Source organism: Salinivibrio sp. IB643 (genome assembly GCF_001996105.1).
Classification (GTDB): domain Bacteria; phylum Pseudomonadota; class Gammaproteobacteria; order Enterobacterales; family Vibrionaceae; genus Salinivibrio; species Salinivibrio costicola.
Genome location: NZ_MUFF01000021.1, coordinates 31,353 through 50,476, shown reverse-complemented (window position 1 = coordinate 50,476; position 19,124 = coordinate 31,353). Strand labels below are relative to the sequence as shown.

At 51.3% G+C, this 19,124-nt stretch carries 19 protein-coding genes and 2 tRNA genes; 8 read left to right on the top strand and 13 right to left on the bottom strand.

Going from position 1 to position 19,124, the window contains the following annotated elements; translation table 11 throughout:
* Positions 1-33: 33 nt before the first annotated feature.
* From BZG77_RS10235 to BZG77_RS10215, 5 genes are all read right to left on the bottom strand, one after another.
* Positions 34-867: an AIPR family protein gene (locus BZG77_RS10235; RefSeq protein WP_077647160.1), complete on the bottom strand. Its 834-nt coding sequence runs from the start codon at positions 865-867 to the stop codon at positions 34-36.
* A gap of 289 nt (positions 868-1,156) precedes the next feature.
* Positions 1,157-1,579, bottom strand: coding sequence for a CBS domain-containing protein (locus BZG77_RS10230; protein ID WP_077647159.1), 423 nt, complete (start codon positions 1,577-1,579; stop codon positions 1,157-1,159).
* The gene (locus BZG77_RS10225) at positions 1,576-1,926 is read right to left on the bottom strand and encodes a P-II family nitrogen regulator (RefSeq protein ID WP_077460082.1); all 351 of its coding nucleotides are present in this window, start codon (positions 1,924-1,926) and stop codon (positions 1,576-1,578) included. The genes BZG77_RS10230 and BZG77_RS10225 overlap by 4 nt, the downstream gene beginning before the upstream one ends.
* Positions 1,927-1,935: 9 nt before the next feature.
* Positions 1,936-2,718 carry a DUF1538 domain-containing protein gene (locus BZG77_RS10220; protein WP_077647158.1) on the bottom strand — a complete coding sequence of 261 codons (783 nt, stop codon included), beginning with the start codon at positions 2,716-2,718 and terminating at the stop codon, positions 1,936-1,938.
* Positions 2,715-3,440 carry a DUF1538 domain-containing protein gene (locus tag BZG77_RS10215; RefSeq protein WP_077647157.1) on the bottom strand — a complete coding sequence of 242 codons (726 nt, stop codon included), beginning with the start codon at positions 3,438-3,440 and terminating at the stop codon, positions 2,715-2,717. Before BZG77_RS10215 ends, BZG77_RS10220 begins: the two co-directional genes overlap by 4 nt.
* Positions 3,441-3,665: 225 nt before the next feature.
* Between BZG77_RS10215 and BZG77_RS10210 the strand changes: the two genes are divergently transcribed.
* A complete protein-coding gene (locus tag BZG77_RS10210) occupies positions 3,666-4,562 on the top strand; it encodes a TIGR01777 family oxidoreductase (protein ID WP_077647156.1) in 897 nt (298 codons plus the stop codon).
* A 133-nt stretch (positions 4,563-4,695) separates the two neighbouring features.
* On the opposite strand, the gene BZG77_RS10205 is transcribed toward BZG77_RS10210, so the two are convergent.
* Together BZG77_RS10205 and BZG77_RS10200 are read right to left on the bottom strand one after the other, a co-directional pair.
* Positions 4,696-7,137 (bottom strand): ABC transporter permease, encoded by a 2,442-nt coding sequence (locus BZG77_RS10205; protein WP_077647155.1) that lies wholly within the window; start codon positions 7,135-7,137, stop codon positions 4,696-4,698.
* Entirely contained in the window at positions 7,127-7,813 is a 687-nt protein-coding gene (locus BZG77_RS10200; protein WP_077647154.1) for an ABC transporter ATP-binding protein, read from the bottom strand. Before BZG77_RS10200 ends, BZG77_RS10205 begins: the two co-directional genes overlap by 11 nt.
* On the opposite strand from BZG77_RS10200, the gene tesA reads away from it, so the two are divergent.
* The 3 genes from tesA (at position 7,812) to BZG77_RS10185 (ending at position 10,589) form a co-directional block, all read left to right on the top strand.
* The gene (gene tesA / locus BZG77_RS10195) at positions 7,812-8,423 is read left to right on the top strand and encodes a multifunctional acyl-CoA thioesterase I/protease I/lysophospholipase L1 (RefSeq protein ID WP_077647153.1); all 612 of its coding nucleotides are present in this window, start codon (positions 7,812-7,814) and stop codon (positions 8,421-8,423) included. The genes BZG77_RS10200 and tesA overlap by 2 nt on opposite strands.
* A gap of 29 nt (positions 8,424-8,452) precedes the next feature.
* Positions 8,453-9,298 (top strand): SDR family oxidoreductase, encoded by an 846-nt coding sequence (locus BZG77_RS10190; protein ID WP_077647152.1) that lies wholly within the window; start codon positions 8,453-8,455, stop codon positions 9,296-9,298.
* 436 nt (positions 9,299-9,734) lie between these two features.
* A complete protein-coding gene (locus tag BZG77_RS10185; RefSeq protein ID WP_077460075.1) occupies positions 9,735-10,589 on the top strand; it encodes a co-chaperone YbbN in 855 nt (284 codons plus the stop codon).
* 22 nt (positions 10,590-10,611) lie between these two features.
* Here the strand turns inward: BZG77_RS10185 and cueR are convergent, their stop codons facing one another.
* Complete coding sequence (gene cueR / locus BZG77_RS10180; protein WP_077647151.1) at positions 10,612-11,055, bottom strand: Cu(I)-responsive transcriptional regulator; 444 nt, start codon at positions 11,053-11,055, stop codon at positions 10,612-10,614.
* 104 nt (positions 11,056-11,159) lie between these two features.
* Here cueR and BZG77_RS10175 point away from each other — a divergent pair, with 104 nt between their 5' ends.
* Together BZG77_RS10175 and BZG77_RS10170 are read left to right on the top strand one after the other, a co-directional pair.
* The gene (locus BZG77_RS10175; RefSeq protein ID WP_198532408.1) at positions 11,160-13,958 is read left to right on the top strand and encodes a cation transporter; all 2,799 of its coding nucleotides are present in this window, start codon (positions 11,160-11,162) and stop codon (positions 13,956-13,958) included.
* Between the two features lie 12 nt (positions 13,959-13,970).
* Complete coding sequence (locus BZG77_RS10170; RefSeq protein ID WP_077460072.1) at positions 13,971-14,408, top strand: DUF411 domain-containing protein; 438 nt, start codon at positions 13,971-13,973, stop codon at positions 14,406-14,408.
* Positions 14,409-14,594: 186 nt separating this feature from the next.
* Here the strand turns inward: BZG77_RS10170 and BZG77_RS10165 are convergent.
* Positions 14,595-14,671 (bottom strand) — tRNA-Pro (locus BZG77_RS10165).
* Positions 14,672-14,871: 200 nt separating this feature from the next.
* Positions 14,872-14,948, bottom strand: a tRNA-Pro gene (locus BZG77_RS10160).
* Between the two features lie 305 nt (positions 14,949-15,253).
* Between BZG77_RS10160 and BZG77_RS10155 the strand changes: the two genes are divergently transcribed.
* Positions 15,254-15,391, top strand: coding sequence for a DUF3149 domain-containing protein (locus BZG77_RS10155; RefSeq protein ID WP_025675231.1), 138 nt, complete (start codon positions 15,254-15,256; stop codon positions 15,389-15,391).
* Between the two features lie 144 nt (positions 15,392-15,535).
* Entirely contained in the window at positions 15,536-16,120 is a 585-nt protein-coding gene (gene smrA, locus BZG77_RS10150) for a DNA endonuclease SmrA (protein WP_025744495.1), read from the top strand.
* 53 nt (positions 16,121-16,173) lie between these two features.
* On the opposite strand, the gene BZG77_RS10145 is transcribed toward smrA, so the two are convergent.
* The 3 genes from BZG77_RS10145 to ushA form a co-directional block, all read right to left on the bottom strand.
* Complete coding sequence (locus BZG77_RS10145; RefSeq protein ID WP_077460070.1) at positions 16,174-16,791, bottom strand: LysE family translocator; 618 nt, start codon at positions 16,789-16,791, stop codon at positions 16,174-16,176.
* An 18-nt stretch (positions 16,792-16,809) separates the two neighbouring features.
* Positions 16,810-17,283, bottom strand: a complete 474-nt coding sequence (gene ybaK / locus BZG77_RS10140; RefSeq protein ID WP_025744494.1) for a Cys-tRNA(Pro) deacylase — start codon at positions 17,281-17,283, stop codon at positions 16,810-16,812.
* A gap of 96 nt (positions 17,284-17,379) precedes the next feature.
* Positions 17,380-19,053, bottom strand: coding sequence for a bifunctional UDP-sugar hydrolase/5'-nucleotidase UshA (gene ushA, locus BZG77_RS10135; RefSeq protein WP_077647162.1), 1,674 nt, complete (start codon positions 19,051-19,053; stop codon positions 17,380-17,382).
* Positions 19,054-19,124: the final 71 nt, after the last annotated feature.

Genomic DNA, 19,124 nt, shown 5'->3' with positions numbered 1-19,124 from the left:
GTCATGCTATGAGGCGTATCTTAACACCTCTAATCAGGTGGCCAAATTCACTATGCCACTACAGTTGTTATAAGCCCAAAAGTTCCCCACATCGTGTTCAACTGCTTTTTTAATACCATTATTTATGTTTGAATCAGCCTTTCTTGATCCCAAATAATCTCTAATATTAGCTGAAAATATCTTAGTTTTATGTTTTTTATAAAGACGAGCTAAATCTCGAGCTTGGATTGCGGTAGAGTAAGACGACCACCCTTCGCTTGAGATTTCATAACCACCAATTGTATTTAGCACAATAGTTTCATTGATCAAGATTGGAGTTTTGCAGTCTTCATACCACTCTTGAATTGTATTAGAACCTACTTCTTTGTGTGAAACGGTAATTTTTCCCCCGAACTCCTGCTCTAGGATGGTGTTAGCTGTATGTTGGACCGTAACTAGTTCGTTCTCAACGTGACCAGATTCTGGGAGGTTATGTACATACCAAATATGAATTGTATTGATCTTGCCATCCGATATCGCTTGTCTTAGATTTATCGCCGCAGACCTAATACGTTCTGGAACATCATTGATATCTCTTTGAAGTAACCAAGCTAAGCCTGTGTTTAGATCACTAGCTTTATTTGCGGGTGCCGTTTCTTTATCCTTACTACAGCAATAGCACTGACCAATTACTGCATAGCCTTCTTCTGAATTGATATAAACGATATCGAGTTTTTTGTCATCTGAACCATCGGTAATAGCGTCAACACCAATGCTAGCGAGGTCATCCAAACCGAACTTCAACCCTAGAGCAAACAAACCAAGAGCATTATCCTTATACTCTGAAAGATCATCCAAGGCTTCATAAGCCGATTTCCAAGTAGACATAAAATACCTTTATTTTTATATAGTTGTGTGAATACTATCACAGGCCCATATGAACACGTAGCATATTTAATAAGCTACATTGGTAAAAATTATTTTCGTAACAAACCGTTGAGGGATGATGAAATTTTCCCCGTAATACAACACAGGGATTCACAACGAAAAGCATTAGAAGAATGGATAACTTTTAGTAAGGTAAAACCCCATGAACAGGATATGAATGAGTAAAAGGTCTATCCAGCAATGGGGCACAAATCAGCTAGCCCCACTCCCCCCAAAACCACCTAGCCCCCTAATCCTTCCGATTCTGGCTCTCTACTTCTTCCGCGAGCATGCCGTAGATCACGATCAGGTTATAACTGACCATACCGAGGACTTGGCCGTTTTCGATCACGGGGGCGCGGCTGATGCCGAAGCGTTCGAATAAACGGGCGCAGTATTTCACATTCATATCGGGGGAGACGCTAAGCGCGGGTTTGGTCATAATTTCATAAACATTCACCCGTGATGGCGCGCGGTTTTTGGCGAGCACTTTTTTGGCAATGTCGTTCATTAACACCAAGCCGAACTCGTCGCTATCATCGCGTTTATTAATAATCAGTGCTTTGACATCTTCTTGGCGTGCAATGCGGATCGCTTCTTCGACCGTGGTGAGCCCATCAATACACACGGCATTGGCATGCATCACATCTCTGACCGTTTTATGTTGTTTCATAACTCGTCCTTCACCACTTCGGTTAATTCTTGCATTTGGTGGGCCACGCCCACGGCATCTTCCACATCAATTTGCACCGCGATGCCACTGCCAGGCGTGGCATCGAACTCGCCCACGTCATTAATGGTTTCGAGTATGGCGCGCGCCAGGTGCTCTTCCACCAGGAAGATAGCCACGTCTCGCTGTACATCCAGCGTGAGGCCTAAAAAGGTTTTTTTCTGAACCAAGCCTTCGCCACGTGCGTTGTTAATAATGGTCGCGCCGGTGGCGCCGGCTTTTCTTGCGGCATCGAGCACCGCATCGGTTTTGGCATCTTCAATAAACGCCATAATTAATTTGAACCGCATAGGCTCTCCTTACGATGAACGCTGTGCGTGCTTTTTTTGTAAATAGGCTGTGATTTGGGCATAGCCCATCACGGTAATCATCGGAAACAAACTGGCAAACGCAATTAAGCCAAACCCATCGAGCATCGGGTTTCTTCCCGGTACGGTAGAGGCTAGCCCCAGCCCCAGCGCCGTCACCAAGGGCACGGTCACGGTTGAGGTGGTGACCCCGCCAGAATCATAGGCCAAAGGCACGATAAACGGCGGGGCAAAATAGGTTTGGATCACCACCACCACATAACCGGTGATGATGTAATAATGGAGCGGATCGCCCACCACAATGCGATAGCACCCTAGGGCAATCCCCATCGACACGCCAAGCGCCACCGAGGCGCGTAAACCGTTTACCCGGATCGCCCCGCCCGAGACTTTGGCGGCTTTGATCGCCACCGCGATTAATGAGGGCTCGGCCACTGTGGTGCTAAAACCTATCGCCGCCGCAAACAGATACACCCAGTAATAAGCTTGCCAGTCGATCTCGCCGCCTGCTTTGAGCACTGCGCCGACAAAATCGGGAGCGGTCAGCTGCTCGGCCATCGACGATCCCAGCGGGAATAGCGCCAGCTCCAGCCCCATTAAAAACAGGCTCAAGCCCAAAATCACATAGAAAAAACCGAGAAAGATCCGTTTGGGGTTGTTGAGCGCTTTGCGTAATACAAACAGCTGAAAGCCAAAGATGATCACGATAATCGGGATCACATCGCGCACGGTGGAGAAAAAGGTGTCGAGAAACAAAGTGAGTGGATTGTTCATGCCACCACCATGCCGTAGGCCATCACGAAGATCATCGGTGACAGAGAAGCAAAAGCAATTAAGCCAAAACCATCCACCATGGGGTTACGCCCTTTGATCACGGTCGCCAGCCCCACGCCAAGCGCGGTGACCAATGGCACCGTGATGGTCGAGGTGGTCACCCCACCCGAGTCGTAGGCAATGCCGATAATGCTCGGCGGAGCGACCATGGTCATTGCCACCACCAGCAAGTAGCCGCCAATGATTAAACGGTGGATCGGCCAGCCTTTCATAATTCGCACCACGCCCAGCACAATCGCAAACCCAACCGAAAGCGCCACTGTGATCCTAAGGCCATTGGCGTAGTTGTCTTTGGCTGCCTCGCTGGTTTTTATCATGCCGCCATTGGCGGCGACATCTGCCGCTTCCGCCGCCACCGCAGTGAGCGCGGGTTCGGCAATGGTGGTGCCAAAGCCAAGTAGGAAGGCAAACGCAATTAACCATCCTAAACTGCCTTTGTGGGCCAGCGAATGTGCCATGGATTCGCCAATTGGAAATAGCCCCATGTCTAAGCCGTATACAAATAAGGTCAGCCCCACCACCACGAGCACCAAGCCAAAGGTAATTGAGATCCAGTTGGGCAGCGGTTGTTGCAGCACAATGACCTGAAAAAAGCCAATCACCAAGATAATGGGTAATAGGTCACGAAAGCTTCCCAGCAATGATTTGAATAACGCTTGCATGTAGGCGACATGACTCCTTGCGTATTAACGGTAAACACGGTGTTTATGTGCCTATTTATGTTAACACTCCCAAACCAGGGTGCGAGAAGCAGAGTAAAAAACTGCGCGATCCAACCGATTTTGGTTGCGGTACGTATCAGGATGCAAAGCAATCACTTGCGCTAAGTCTAAAACCCTCTTAGCGTTACAGTTAGGGATTACAACAACACGTTTAGGACATCAGGCATGAAGATTCTTATTACCGGCGGCACTGGCCTGATAGGTCAGGCGCTGATTCCGCGATTACTCTCTGAGCATCAAGTCACCGTGCTGTCTCGGTCGGTGCAAAAAGTGACGCAATGTTTTGCCAATAGTGTGACACCGCTGGAGCGGCTCGATGATTTGTCGCATCTGAATGATTTTGATGCCGTGATTAATTTGGCCGGTGAACCTATCGCCGATAAACGTTGGAGTGAGCAACAAAAAGGGATTATTTGTACCAGCCGCTGGGGGCTAACCGAAAAGCTGGTTGAAAAAATTYATGCCAGCAGCACGCCACCTCACACCTTTATTAGTGGCTCGGCGGTGGGCTATTACGGCGATCAGCAAGATCGCGCCTTTGATGAAACTTTGATGGTTCATGCCGATGACTTTGCCCAGCACGTGTGTCATCAGTGGGAGAAAATTGCACTGAAAGGCGCCTCAACCAACACCCGAGTGTGTTTGCTGCGCACCGGCGTGGTGTTAAGCGCCGAGGGGGGCGCGTTGAAGCGGATGATGCTGCCGTACAAGCTTGGGCTCGGTGGCCCGATCGGCAAAGGGCAGCAATATATGCCGTGGATTCATATTGATGACATGGTCGGTGCCATTATCTATCTATTGGCCAAGCCTGAGCTCAAAGGGCCGTTTAACTGCACCGCCCCGGAGCCGGCGACCAATAAACGGTTTAGCCAGGCGCTCGCCAGTGCCTTAAAACGCCCGCATGTGTTCTTTGTTCCCACACTCGCGATCAAAACCATGATGGGCGAAGCCTCGCACTTGTTGCTCGATAGCCAGCGCGCCTTGCCGCATGCGTTAGAAGATTCAGGCTTTGAGTTCCAGCACCCCAAGGTGGAAGAGGCGATGCAGTCACTGTTTAAATAGCACTTTTTGCCTTTCGCACAAGCGTGTTACTGGCCAGGTTTTGCTGGACGTTTGATACAAAAAAGCGGGTATCAATTTTCTTGATACCCGCTTTGTTATGTGTAAAACGAGGATGCTTTACACCCGCACCGTGTTAACGCCGTTGCGGGTCAATCAGTTTACCCAGCATTGAGGCGACGGTGACAAACACCAACCCCACTGCTAACACCGGTAGCACCGCCCAAAGCTCGGGATGCAAACGTACTTCCATTTCAAAGCCCCATTTGAGCAGCCCTGCCATCGCCGCTTCAGCGCCAAGCACCGCCATTAACCCCGACACCAAAGCCATCACCCCATACTCACTCCACAGAGTGCGTTGAATACGGGTGCGGCTGGCCCCCAAGGTACGGTAGAGGTTAATTTCCTGCTGGCGTTCGCTCAGGCTGATACGCAGCAAGGTCAGCAGCAGTAGCAAGCCGCTGATCACCGCCAGCCCTGCCAACACAGAGAGCGACAAGCCAATTTGACGCAAAATCGATTGAATACGACTGCTCATGGTGCGTAAATCGAGCAGCGTGACGGTTGGGTATTCCCGCGCCAACCGATTGAGCAATGACGTTTGTGATTCATCAAGCCGGAAGCTCACCAACCAGTTGGCCGGTTTGTCGGCGAGTGTGTCACGATCGAAAATAAAGTAGAAGTTAGGCCGCATGTTGCGCCATTCGACTTCACGAATCGAGTTGACCGTGGCGGTAAAGTCTTGGCCGGTGACGCTAAAGGTGAGGCTGTCGCCAATCTCAATCCCTAAACGCGCGGCAATATCCGCTTCCACCGAGACGCCATTTTCGGTTGGCCAGTCGCCCGCAAGCACCTCATTATGCGAAGGCAAGGTTTCACGCCAGGTAAAGTTAAGCTCTCGGCGCAGCGCTTCATCGGCTTCATCGCGCTCGGCTTCATCGGTGGAAACCTGGTAGCGCTCGCCATTTTTGCCCACTAACCGGCCGCGCACGATCGGATACGCATCGGATCGCATCAAGCTGGCTTGGTCGAGCTCTCCCACGTAGTCTTGTTGCGCACTTGGTGCAATATTCATGGCAAACACATTGGGCGCATCGGGCGGCAGCATCCGTCCCCAATCGGCGAGCAAATCGGTACGCAGCAGCCAGATGATCGCCAACAGCATAAAGGAAATGGCTAGCGCGCCAAGCTGAACACTGCTGGCGAGCTTGTTGCGGGTGATCCGGCTGAGGGCCAATTTCACCGACGGCGCGCGTACGCGCGATTTCACCAGCTTGAGCAGGCCCAAGCCAGCCAATGCGAGCAGCACGATCATCGCTGCCATCGCCGCTAACACACTCCATAATAAGGTGTTATCAAACGCCCACAGCGCAAGCGCGCCAACCGGAATCGCTATCAGGATAGCGGCGGTACCACGACGATGCCGCCCGCTGCCAGCCTGCGATTGCACGGCTGCCAACGCGGGCGCATCCAGTAATTTCAGCAATGGCACGCCCAGTGCAGGTAATGCCACCAGCAAGGCAACCCCTGGCGCGAGCACCCAGGGCACCCAGCCGTAACTGGGCAGCGGTGAGGGCAATACATCGGTTAGTGGTAAACGCAGGAGCACTTCCAACAGGTAGCCGGCGCCTAAGCCCACCACGGTCGCTAACACAAACAATAAGGTCAGCTGACGCGCTAACCAGCGCCGCACCCACTGCTGACTGGCGCCCAGACTTTTTAGCATCGCCACCAAATCGGCGCGACTTTTGGCATAGTGCTGACACGTGAGCGTTAAGGTGGCCGCGGCCATCACAATCACCAGCACCACGGTTAACGACAAGTACTGACGGCTGCGATCCAGCATATCGCCAGTACGATCAGAGGTGTTTTCATCCACCCAGCGCTCGCCGTCTTGCAGCGTATAGCTGTCCCTTGCGGCACTTAAACTTGGCTCATCACCGGTTAAGAAGTAGCGATAACGTACCCGGCTCCCTTCGCGTACCACGCCGGCGGCAGGCACATCATCACGGTGCATCATCACCGCAGGCATTTGGCTAAAAGGATTAAACGACAGCTCTGGCTCGGCGGCCAAGGTGCCACTGACGCTCAGATCAAGATTACCAATCGAGACCTTATCGCCCGGTTTAACATCGAGCAAACTAAACACCCGCTCAGACAGCCATAGCTCACCGGGCTGAATGCGTCGATCACCCGTTAGGGCTTGGCCATTTTGCTCCAACACCAGATCGCCACGCAACGGATAGAGGCTATCCACCGCTTTCACGCTCACCAGCTGCATGTTTTGTTCGCTGAACGCCATGGTGCCAAAGCGGGTTTGTGCTGATACCGTGGTGCCCGCTTGTTTAAAGGTCTCAATTTGCTCGGTGTTTATAGGCTGGCGCGTGCTTAGTACGGTATCAGCAGCAATCAGGTTGCGCCCTTGTTGGGTGAGGACGTTTTCAATCCGATCGGCCAATGCGGAAAGCGCGAACACGCAGGTGATAATCAGCGCCAGCGCCACCGCCACCGGCCATATCTGTCCATGCAAAAGCTCTCGCCACGCCCAGCGGTTAAGCAGTCCATTATTACTCGCCATTGACGTGCTCCTGTAGGTTGCCGCTGTCCATCATCAAGGTACGCTGACAGCGTTTGGCCAGCGCCGGATCGTGAGTGACCAACACCAAGGTAGTGCCATGCTTTTCATTCAGCTCAAACAGTAAATCAATAATGGTTGCGGCGGTTTTTTGGTCGAGGTTACCGGTTGGCTCATCGGCAAATAACACGTGCGGGCGGATAATAAAGGCGCGCGCGAGGGCAACACGCTGTTGTTCGCCGCCAGAGAGCTGTGAAGGTAAGTGTGTTTCCCGTCCTTGCAATCCTACCGAAGCCAGCAGTTGCTTGGCGCGGGTTTCGTCTTCGTTTTCGCCACGAATGGTCAGTGGTAGCATCACATTTTCTAATGCATTCAGTGATGGCACTAAAAGAAAGCTTTGGAACACAAACCCTACCGATTCCGCGCGCAGGGCGGCACGGGCATCTTCGTCCAAGGTGGAAAGCTTGTGCCCGAGCAGATCGACTTCGCCTTCACTGGGCGTATCTAACCCGGCAAGCAAGGTCATAAGGGTCGATTTTCCCGCGCCCGACACGCCCATTAATGCAATCGACTCACCCGCCTCGATTTGTAGCGAGACATCCTGCAAAATGGTAAGCGGCTGTTCGCGTGTCACGACATGTTTTGCAATTTTTTCGGCTCGAATAACAGGAGAGGCCATGTTACGCATCCTTACTTTGTTGTGTTTTTTGTGGGTGAGCAGTGCCAGTGCACAAACGCTCCTCGTCCTCGGTGATAGCCTAAGCGCTGGCTACCAAATGGCAGCTGAACAAGCCTGGCCTGCCAAGCTACCGCGCGCGCTGCAAGATCGCGACCTAGATGTTAAGGTGATCAATGCCAGTATATCGGGTGACACCACAGGCAATGGCCTACAACGTTTGCCGCAACTGCTTGAGCGCCACCAACCTGAGTGGGTGCTGATCGAGCTCGGCGGCAATGATGGCCTGCGGGGTTGGCCGTTCAACCGTATACGAGACAACCTTAAGCAATTGATCAATCAGGCACATACGGGCGATGCCAAGCCGCTGTTAGTACAAATCCAGATCCCGCCCAATTACGGCCAGCGCTATGCGCAAGGGTTTGCTGATATTTATCCTACACTGGCAGAGCAAACACAAACCCCCTTACTGCCCTTTTTTATGGAGTCTGTGATCCAAAAGCCTGAATGGATGCGTGATGATGGCATTCACCCGATGCCGGCCGCCCAAAAATGGATTGCCGAGTTTATGGCAGAGCAACTGGTACCGTATCTGTCACAGCCTGACAGTTAATCAACAATAATCAACCAATAGGGATAACGATGACAGCCACCACCCCTTTAAAAAACGCGATCCTTATCACCGGTTGTTCAACAGGGATCGGTTTTGCCTGTGCCAACGCCTTGCATGCTCAGGGCCACACGGTGATCGCAAGCTGCCGACAAGCGGAGGATGTCACACGGTTGCAGCAACAAGGATTAACCTGCATTCAGTTAGACGTCTCGGACAGCAACAGTATTGATCGCGCGGTGGCCACGATTGATGAAATGACCGGTGGGGTCTTGTTTGGCCTCTTTAATAATGGCGCTTACGGCCAACCTGGCGCGCTGGAAGATTTGCCCACCGACGCGCTGCGCGCTCAGTTTGAGACCAATGTATTTGGCTGGCACCATTTAACCCAAGCCTTATTGCCGATGCTGCTCAGTCATAGCGGGGGACGGATTGTGCAAAACAGCTCGGTGCTTGGCATTGTCGCGCTCAAATACCGTGGAGCCTACAATGCGAGTAAATTTGCGCTTGAAGGCTGGACCGATACCCTGCGTTTAGAGTTGAGCGATACGCCGATTAAGGTGAGCTTGATTGAGCCTGGCCCGATTGAAACAGCGTTTCGTGCCAATGCGCTCAGCGCCTTTAAACACTGGGTCGACCCGAATAAAAGTCGCCACCAGCAAGCCTATCAAAGCCAAATCAACCGTCTTGCTGCAGACGAAGGCGGCAACAAATATACCCTACCCGCCGACGCGCTGGTTGCGCCACTGACGCATGCCTTGTTCTCGCCTCGCCCCAAGGTGCGTTATCGCGTCACTCAACCCACCGTATGGATGGCGATTCTCAAGCGACTGCTCCCTAGCCGTTGGCTGGATCGGGTCTTGCTCAAAGGCAGTTAATGCAACAATAAGCCGTCGCGGTAAAAAATGTGCTGACTGCCTCATTTGTCATACTTTTGTCATAGAGGTGGGCTAATCTAATCGGTAATGACAACAAAGGCTTTGGGCAACGGGGCCTTCTTGTTAACAGGTAGCATTATAAAGAAAAACACAACAACAGGAGCCGGCGGATGACCTTACATCAGTTAAACTGGCTCTGCTTGAGCGTCGCATTGTGCGTGGTGCTCTTGTTCTAACCCGCACGTGTTATTGTTAAAGCGTCGCTTGTTTGCAGACCGACGAAATAGGCCACCAAAAGGTGGCTTTTTCGTTTCTCGCCCCCTTGTCGGCTTTGCACATTCCATCGAGTTTAAACACGCAATTACAGGGCCAGTTGCTTGAATTTCTGCGCGTTTGCCCCCACCCTTAGTGAAAATCCATATCGTCAGGATCCATGATGAACGCAAACTATATCGTCGAATTAACCGAGCATAATTTTCAGCAAATTCTCGAATCATCGTCACGTACGCCTGTGCTGATTTACTTTTGGGCCAATATGATGCCCGAAAGCGTGGAGCTAAAACCCACCGTCGAACAAATTGCTCACGACAGTCATGGCACCTTTACCCTTGCAACCATTGATTGTGAAGCGCAACAAATGATTGCCGCCCAATTCGGTGTCCGTGCGCTTCCAACGCTGGCATTGTTCAAAGATGGTCAGCCAGTGGACGGTTTAGCTGGCCCACAAAACTACGACACAGTGCGCGAAATGCTTGATAAGCACTTACCTAGTCAAGAGAGCCAAGCCTTTGATCAGGCGCGCCAGTTAATGGCAGAGGGCAATTATACCGATGCGCTTGTGATCATTAAGCCGCTGGAGTCCAGCCTTGGCGATAAAGCGGAATACAAGCTTGCCCTTGCAGAATGCTTGGTAGAAACCCACCAGTTTGATGCCGCACAAGCCATTCTTGAGACCATTTTGCTGCAAGATCAAGACGCGACTTATAAGTCATTGATCGCAAAAATTGAATTGCACCATCAAGCCGCAGATGGCCCCGAAATTCGACGCCTGCAAGCGGCGCTTGAAGAAAATCCAGGGGATGCAGGTGTCGCGTACGAACTGGCTTTGCAGTTTAATCACATTAACCGCAGTGAAGATGCGCTTGAACTCTTGATGGGTATTTTGCGTCGCGATCTTAATTACGCCGACGGTGAAGCCAAGAAAACCTTCATGGATATTTTGGCAGCACTCGGCCAAGGCAACGAGATCGCCTCACGCTATCGCCGCCAGCTCTATTCACTGCTTTACTGATCGTTTAATTGACTGCTGGCGATTAGGTCCCCGATGCACAACAACTTGTGGCATCGGCTTTTAAATCGCCTAGCTCACTGTCACCGCGCAGTGCTTCGATAATCGGACACTGCGCGTCACCATCGCCCGGACAAGCCTGAGTCAAGGCATGCAGTGTGGTTTTCATCGCCGCCAACTCTGCGATTTTTTCATCAATTTCAACCAGTTTACTCTCTGCTCGCGCTTTGACATCGGCACTACGCAAAGACGGATCGCGCGATAACGCCAATAAATCGCCACTCTCATCTAATGTAAAACCCACCAGCCGTGCACGGCGAATCATTTGTAGCTCACTGACATGCTGTTCGCCGTAATCCCGGTAACCATTATCGGCACGATGCGGCGGGGTGATCAGCCCTTTTTGTTCATAAAAACGGATGGTTTTGCTGGTTAAACCGGTTTTTTCGGCCACTTGTTGAATTTTCATATTCGTCGCTTGACCTTCCAGTAACTATAAGGTTTACAGTTTAGCTTAACTGAAATTGCGACAACCGCCAACATCTCACGATGAGAGGCTATCAAGGAGAGGCAATGACGACGACCGACACCAAGATCACCTATTACACACTGCCGTTAAGTGGCCTAAGCTGCCAAGGCTGTGTGAAAAAAGTGACGAAAGCGCTCGAGGATATCGACGGCGTTCGCATTGAGGACGTTGATACCCAATCACTCTCGCTTGAGACCTGGGGCGAAAGCGAACAATATTCTCTTCGCCAAGCCGTCTCAGCAATTGAATCGCTTGGCTATCATGTCGGCTACCGCCATCATTTCACGTTAAGTGGCTTAAACTGTGGCCGCTGTGTCGCTAAAGTAGAAGCAGCATTGGACGAGCAGCCCACCGTGTTTACACACGCCGTCAGTAAAACCCATGCCGAGGTGCACACGAGCTTGAGTGCTGATGCACTAATTGAGATTATCCACCAGCTGGGTTATCAAGCGGCACACGCATCTGATAATGACGCAAACGTGAGCACTGACAACGAATCACCAGCGCAGACAGACGCACGTAACGCGAATCCAGAAACCTCAGAAGCATCAGAAGCATCAGAAGCATCGGAAGCCAAGTCATCCTCGGTCGATAATCCTGCAGATTCAAGCAAGGCCAGCCGTCAGCAATACGTATTATCCGGTATGACCTGCGCAAGCTGCGTGCAAAGCGTAGAAAACGCGATTAGCGGTGTGGATGGCGTGGCGAACGTGAGCGTTAACCTAGCCGAGCGTAGCGCGATTGTTAAAGGCAGTGCATCGTCAGACGCCATTGTTGCGGCAGTAGCAAACGCTGGCTATGGCGCGGAAAAAGTCGAAGACGATAATGATCGACGTGAGCGCCAGCAAACCCAGCAAGCCAACGAGCTAAAAAACTTTAAACGCAGTACGTTCGCGGGCTTAGGCTTGGGGGCGCCACTAATGGCTTGGGGCGTGTTCGGTGGCAGTATGACCATTCAATCGAGCCAAGATCAGTGGGCGTGGGGCGCCATTGCGGTGGTAACCCTCTTACTTCTTGCAACCGGTGGCCGTCACTTCTTTGCCAATGCCTGGCAAGCGCTGATGCACAAACGTGCCACCATGGATACGTTGGTGGCGCTCGGTACCGGTGCCGCGTGGCTGTATTCCACCGCGGTGGTCATCGCGCCTGCATTATTCCCAGAGCAAGCCCGTCATGTGTATTTTGAAGCCTCAGCCATGATCATTGGTTTGATTAGCTTAGGCCATGCGATTGAAGCGCGCGCCCGTGCCAATACGTCTAAAGCACTCGACCAATTACTTGATTTACAGCCACCCACAGCCTTAGTCATTGAAAACGGACAAGAAACAGAGCGTCCACTTGATGAAGTGAAACAGGGAATGACACTGCGGGTTAAACCTGGCGCTAAGGTACCGGTTGATGGTGAAGTGGTTGATGGCAGCAGCTATATCGACGAATCCATGCTGACCGGTGAGCCTGTGCCTGTTCATAAAACAGCGGGGGACACGCTTCATGCCGGGACCGTAAACCAAAAAGGTGGCTTAACCTTTAAAGCTACCGGTGTGGGCAGCGATACCATGTTGGCACGTATTATTGATTTGGTGCGCGAAGCGCAAAGTAGTAAGCCTGAACTGGCGAAGCTTGCCGACCGTATTTCAGCGGTATTTGTGCCTATCGTGGTCGCCATTGCCATTGTTACCGCGGCTATCTGGTATTTTGTCGGTCCAGAGCCGTCGGTCAGCTACATGCTGGTCACCGCGACCACGGTGTTGATCATCGCCTGCCCCTGCGCGCTTGGCTTGGCGACCCCTCTATCCGTTACCGCTGCGGTGGGTCGCGCCGCCGAAGTCGGGGTCTTAATCCGTGATGCTGATGCGCTGCAAACCGCGGCAAAACTGCACACCTTGGTGTTTGATAAAACGGGCACACTGACCCGCGGCCAGCCCGAAGTCACGCATGTGAATGCTATTCACGGCGACCAAGAGCGTCTCATGGCAATTGCTGCCTCACTGGAGCAACACTCCGAGCATCCATTGGCCCAAGCGATTGTTGGCTATGCCAAGCAGCAGACACTGTCGTTGCCGACATCAAATGACTTTAACAATGAATCTGGCAAAGGGATCCAGGCCAAGATCGAGGGTGAACGTTACTACATCGGCAACCAAGCTTGGATGCAGGCACAAGGGATAGATACTGACGCCCACCAAACCGATATCGACGCCATGACTCAGCGTGGCGAAACCGCGATTTACCTTGCCAATGCGGACAGCGTACAAGCGCTGATTGGTGTCAGTGATCCGATTCGTGATGATGCCATAGACGCGATCGCTCGCCTGCAACAACAGGGGCTTGAGGTGATCATGCTCTCTGGCGACCACCCAGATACCGCCAATTCCATTGGCCGTCAGCTAGGTATTGATCACGTTATTGCCGGTGTGCTGCCTGATGGAAAATCGGAACAAATCCAGTCTCTCCAACAGCAAGGTAAATGCGTTGCCATGGTCGGTGATGGTATCAATGATGCGCCGGCACTTGCGCAAGCCGATGTCGGTGTGGCGATGGGCAGCGGCAGCGATATTGCGATAGAAAGCGCGCAAATTACGCTGATGCACCAACACCTTGGCGCCTTGGCAGACGCCATTGGGCTATCTCAAGCCGCGGTACGTAACATGAAACAAAATCTCTTTGGGGCTTTTATCTACAACACCTTGGGGATCCCGATCGCTGCCGGCATCCTTTACCCCTTTACCGGCATGTTGCTCAGTCCGGTGATCGCGGGTGGCGCAATGGCGCTCTCTTCGATCACGGTGGTGACTAATGCAAACCGATTACGTTTTTTCAAAATAAAATCAGACGATAAGTAACAAGGAGCGATAATGAAGCGTTTACAACTACTTGTAGCAACAGTGGGCCTAATGAGTGCCTCGGCGATGGCCGCGAGCGGTGTGGTGTATAAATCCCCCAGCTGTGGCTGCTGCGACGATTGGGTTGAGCATATGGAGCAAGCCGGCTTTGAGCTAGAGGTAAAACCGCATGACAACATGGCGTCAGTCAAGCAAGACATGGGCGTCCCAGCTGATATGCAGTCATGTCATACCGCACGTATTAATGGCTATGTGATTGAGGGACACGTTCCTGCCCAAGAGGTGAAAAAGCTCCTGGCCACCAATACGGGGTTAGAAGGACTGGCCGTTGCAGGCATGCCGATTGGCTCACCAGGTATGGAATACGGCGATCGTCAACAGCCTTATACGGTCATGGCGTTTGATAAGGCAGGCAATACCCAAGCATTCCAGCACTACCCTAAGCCTTAAGTGCTGGACCGAGAAAACGAAAAAACCCCAGCCAAAAGGCTGGGGTTTTGCGTTGGTCGGTGAAGAGGGATTTGATGGGGCGGCCCCCGCGGGACCGGGCTTCCGGACCCCGACCCTCTGCAAGCATAACTCCGATGCTCCATTTTGAAATGAAAAAACCCCAGCCAAAAGGCTGGGGTTTTGAGTTGGTCGGTGAAGAGGGATTCGAACCCCCGACCCTCTGGTCCCAAACCAGATGCGCTACCAAACTGCGCTATTCACCGTTAATACTTTTTACGTCAACCAAGTAACCTTAGATTACTCAGTTTTAAAATAGTGGTCGGTGAAGAGGGATTCGATTGGACCGGCTCCCGGCCCCCGACCAAATACGCTCTCCACTACCTGAATAGTGGTCGGTGAAGAGGGATTTGATGCGACCGGGCTCCCGGCCCCCGACCAAATACGCTCTCCACTACCTGAATAGTGGTCGGTGAAGAGGGATTCGAACCCCCGACCCTCTGGTCCCAAACCAGATGCGCTACCAAACTGCGCTATTCACCGACATATGACAAGTTTTACGAACTGATGTTCGTCTTGTCAAGCACAGAGCTATGCGATCAAATGCATCCCCGTGCTGAGGTCGCCTATCATACTCAAGCATCACGAAACCTCAAGCCCTAATCACGTATTTTTTCTCCCCTCTCAGTTAAACGGTGAAAGTCGCATCAGTTGCGAGCAAATTGTGATCGCATCGTTGTTAACAAGTGTTGATAAATTGTTCGACATTTCTATTGATCTTGATCAGTATTCAACACAGTTCCTATTGGCATTCTGACCCTACATTAACGGACACGAGGGTACAGACTATGGACTTTTGGCTTGATCTACTTTTCGGCAACGCCGTGGGCTTGTCATCCATGATTGTCATCATCTGTACATTTGCCCTGATCAGTTTCTTTGGCGGCTATTTTGTCTACAAAGTGATGACATCTAAACCTCAATAACCTGTTTTATTGCCTACCTATCTTTAAGCAAACTTGCTTAACCTAGTGTTACACGGTTGGTCACAGAGTGTGGCGCTAGGTTTCTTTTTTTATTTTCGTTTATACTGTCCCAAATGACTCCACGACGTAGATGGCCCTGTAGTGATGAGTGATAAAAACGAATTTGAGCTATTCCGAGAAATGATGTCTGACGTGGCGCCAATCGAACAGGACACGGTTGAGGACCAAGCCGGACCACACTCGCCGACTGAAGCGCAACTTGCCCGTCAGTACGCAGCGCAAAGGTTAGCTCACAGTGATCCTGAGTATCTATCACTGGATTATGCCACCATGGTTAAACCCGACGACGTCATGGCTTATAAGCGGGATGGCGTGCAAGACGGGGTCTTTCGCAAGCTACGCTTGGGTAAATATGACATTAATGCTCGGCTTGATCTGCACAAGATGTCGTTGGAAAAAGCCCGTGATGAAATTCTCCGCTTCCTAAAGCAGTGCCAACGAATGGACGTGCGTACCGTGATTATCGTTCACGGTAAAGGCGAAAGGAGCAACCCACCGGCAATGATGAAAAGCTATGTCTGCCAGTGGCTGCAACAAATTTCTGACGTGCTCTGCTTTCATTCTGCTCTGCGGCATCAAGGCGGCTCGGGTGCGCTGTATGTGATGCTCAAAAAGAGCCAAGAGAAAAAGTTAGAAACCCGCGAACGGCATCTCAGTCACCGTGCCTGAACAACAAAAAGACTGGCGAGTTGCCAGTCTTTTTGCTTTATTGCTTTACTGCTTTACTGCAGCGTAAATACCACGCGTATTGCCAGCGCGATTAAAACCACCCCTGACAGCTTGTCAATCCAAGCGCCACGATGACGGATTTTGTCAACAATGGTGGGGCTTGAGAGCAAAAATGCCACCAATGTATACCAAAGCCCGTCAATCAATAACGGGGTTAGCACAATCACACTGCGACTGAATAAGTCAGACCCTACTGCGACGAATTGACTGAATAAGGCAATAAAAAAGAGCGCCAGTTTAGGGTTTAGCATGGAAATCATCGCGCCATCACGCGCCGCTTCGCTAAGGCTTGCGGTTTTGCCCGCCTCTAGCTTTGCCGCGACGCCGCCTTTGCTCAGGAGTGATTTGATCCCTAACCAACCGAGATATGCCGCCCCTGCGTAGGCGATAATCGTGAACAAGATAGGCGATTGTTTAAAGATAACCGCTAACCCTAACATGGTAATTAACGCATACAGGCCAACACCAAACGCATGGGCCCATGAGGCGACAATGCCATGTAGGCGGCTGTTAGCGAGGCTATGTTTTGCCATCACCACCAAGCTGGGCCCTGGTGACATCGCTCCCAGCATACAAACTAAGGCTAACGATGCCCAAATGGTCAATGTCATGCTTGTTTATCCTCTTTTTTACTCGCCAATCGCGGCATACTGCCCCGCGGTTAACGTCATCAGATCGTCCGGGGACAGTTCAATTTCTAAACCGCGACGGCCCGCGCTAACGCACAGGGTTGAAAACTGTTTTGCTGAGGCATCTAAAAACGTCGGTAGACGCTTTTTCTGTCCGAGCGGACTGATGCCACCGACAAGGTATCCGGTTGCGCGTTGTGCCACCTGAGGGTCGGCCATGGTTGCTTTTTTCCCGCCCGCGGCTTTTGCGGCGGCTTTAAGGTTTAAGCTTCCTTTTACCGGCACAATAGCAACGGCCAGCTGTTTACTGTCACCATTGATACAAAACAATAAGGTTTTAAAGACTCGGGCCGGATCCTGCCCCAACGCTTGAACCGCTTCATCGCCAAAATTTGGATTATTTGGATCATGCGCATATTGATGAACCGAGAAGGCAATTCCCTGTTTTTCTGCCAATTTTATTGCTGGCGTCATAATGTTTCTCTACTACTCCAACACCGCATTATCATTACATAAAAAAAGCGGCACTGCATCGGTGCCGCTTTATCTTTATCGCCATTTTATCCGGTTTTATTTGTAAACAATCTCACCTTGTGGCGCATAATCGTTGACGTCGATGGGGCTGTTTGCTTCAAGGTAGTCTTTAAGCACCTCCGCATCGACAAAACCTGTGTTGACGTTACCTGGGTGGTTAGTCAGTTTTGGATAACCGTCACCGCCGGCCGCATTAAAGCTTGGCACGGTAAAGCGATAGGTTTTTTCCATATCAATCGGTTCGCCGCCAATTTTCACATCGTGAACGCTGCCGTTTTCAACCACCATTGAAACGCCGGCAAATTGGACATACGCGCCAGAGTCTGCGGGTTTGGTGCCAACCACATTGAGGTAATCCATCACTTCTTTACCGCTCATGTCGGTGTAAGTGACCATGTTGCCAAATGGCTGTACTTTAAGCACGTCTTTGTAAGTGATATCACCGGCGATAATAGAGTCACGCACACCGCCTGAATTCATCACCGCAAAGTCAGCGTTAGCGCGTTCCATATGCGACTTAGCAATTAAGCGGCCTAGGTTGGTTTGCTGGAAGCGCACCACATCACGATCGCCTTCTAGCTTGCCGTTACTCTCAGCAATCTTAACGTTGAGCTTCTCTTGACCTTTGTCTTGGTATGGCTTCAAGAAGTCGTACAAAGCTTGGTCTTTTGCGATTTCATCTTGAATAAAGACGCGCTGGCTCTCACCATCAACCTTGATTTTCTTTTTCAGGTTCACAGGAATAAGATCGTAGCTGACAAGATTTAAATCGCCATTCTGGAATTCAAACTCGGCTTTACCGACGTATTTACCCCATTCATGGGCTTGCATGATCCACGCGCCGTTTTGCTGGTCTGGGGTACATGCATCACCGGGCTCGAAACTCTCGTTATACGTGTTCGGTCCTTCCATACAAACCGGCTCTTGTGAATGGCCGCCGATGATAAGGTCAAGGTCGCCATCATCCATATAGCGCGCCAACGCCACATCACCTGGGGCGTTTACACCGCTTTTGCCATCGGCATAGTGGCCCATATGGGTTGCCGCAATAATGATATCCGGCTTTTCGGTTTCTTTGAGCTTGGCGATCACTTTTTTCGCTTCTGCTTTCGGATCACGGAAATCAAGCGAGCCGATGTACTCAGGGTTACCAATTTTCGCGGTATCTTCTGTGGTCAGACCGACAACCGCAATTTTTAGGCCATTGCGCTCAAACATCTCGTAGGCCTGGAATTTACGCTCGCCCGTTTCTTTATCGTAAATGTTGGCAGACAGCATTGGGAAGTCGGCCCATTGCATTTGCTTTTCAAGCACGCTCAATGGGTTATCAAACTCGTGGTTACCAATCGCCATGGCGTCGTAACCGATGCGCGTCATCCCTTTAAAATCCGGCTCCGCGTGGAGTAGATCAGACTCTGGGACACCGGTATTGATGTCACCGCCTGATAGCAGTAGCACTTCACTGCCTTCTGCTTGTGCTTCTGTACGCAGCTCATCGATCAGCGTTTTGCGCGCGGCCATGCCGTATTCGCCATAGCGGTTGTGCCAGAAACGACCGTGATTGTCGTTGGTATGAAGAATGGTGAGTTTATAAGTGGTATCTGGCGCCCAACCTTGCTCTGGTGTCTCAGAGCCTGAGTTGGCACACCCTGCCAATGATGCAATTAACGCAGCACTAACCGCTGCCTTTAAACAAAGACGTTCCTTCATGATCATAGACCTTTTTAGCGAGGGATAAACCACCATCGACATCATTGTCGGTGGTTAGAAAACGCTGTCTA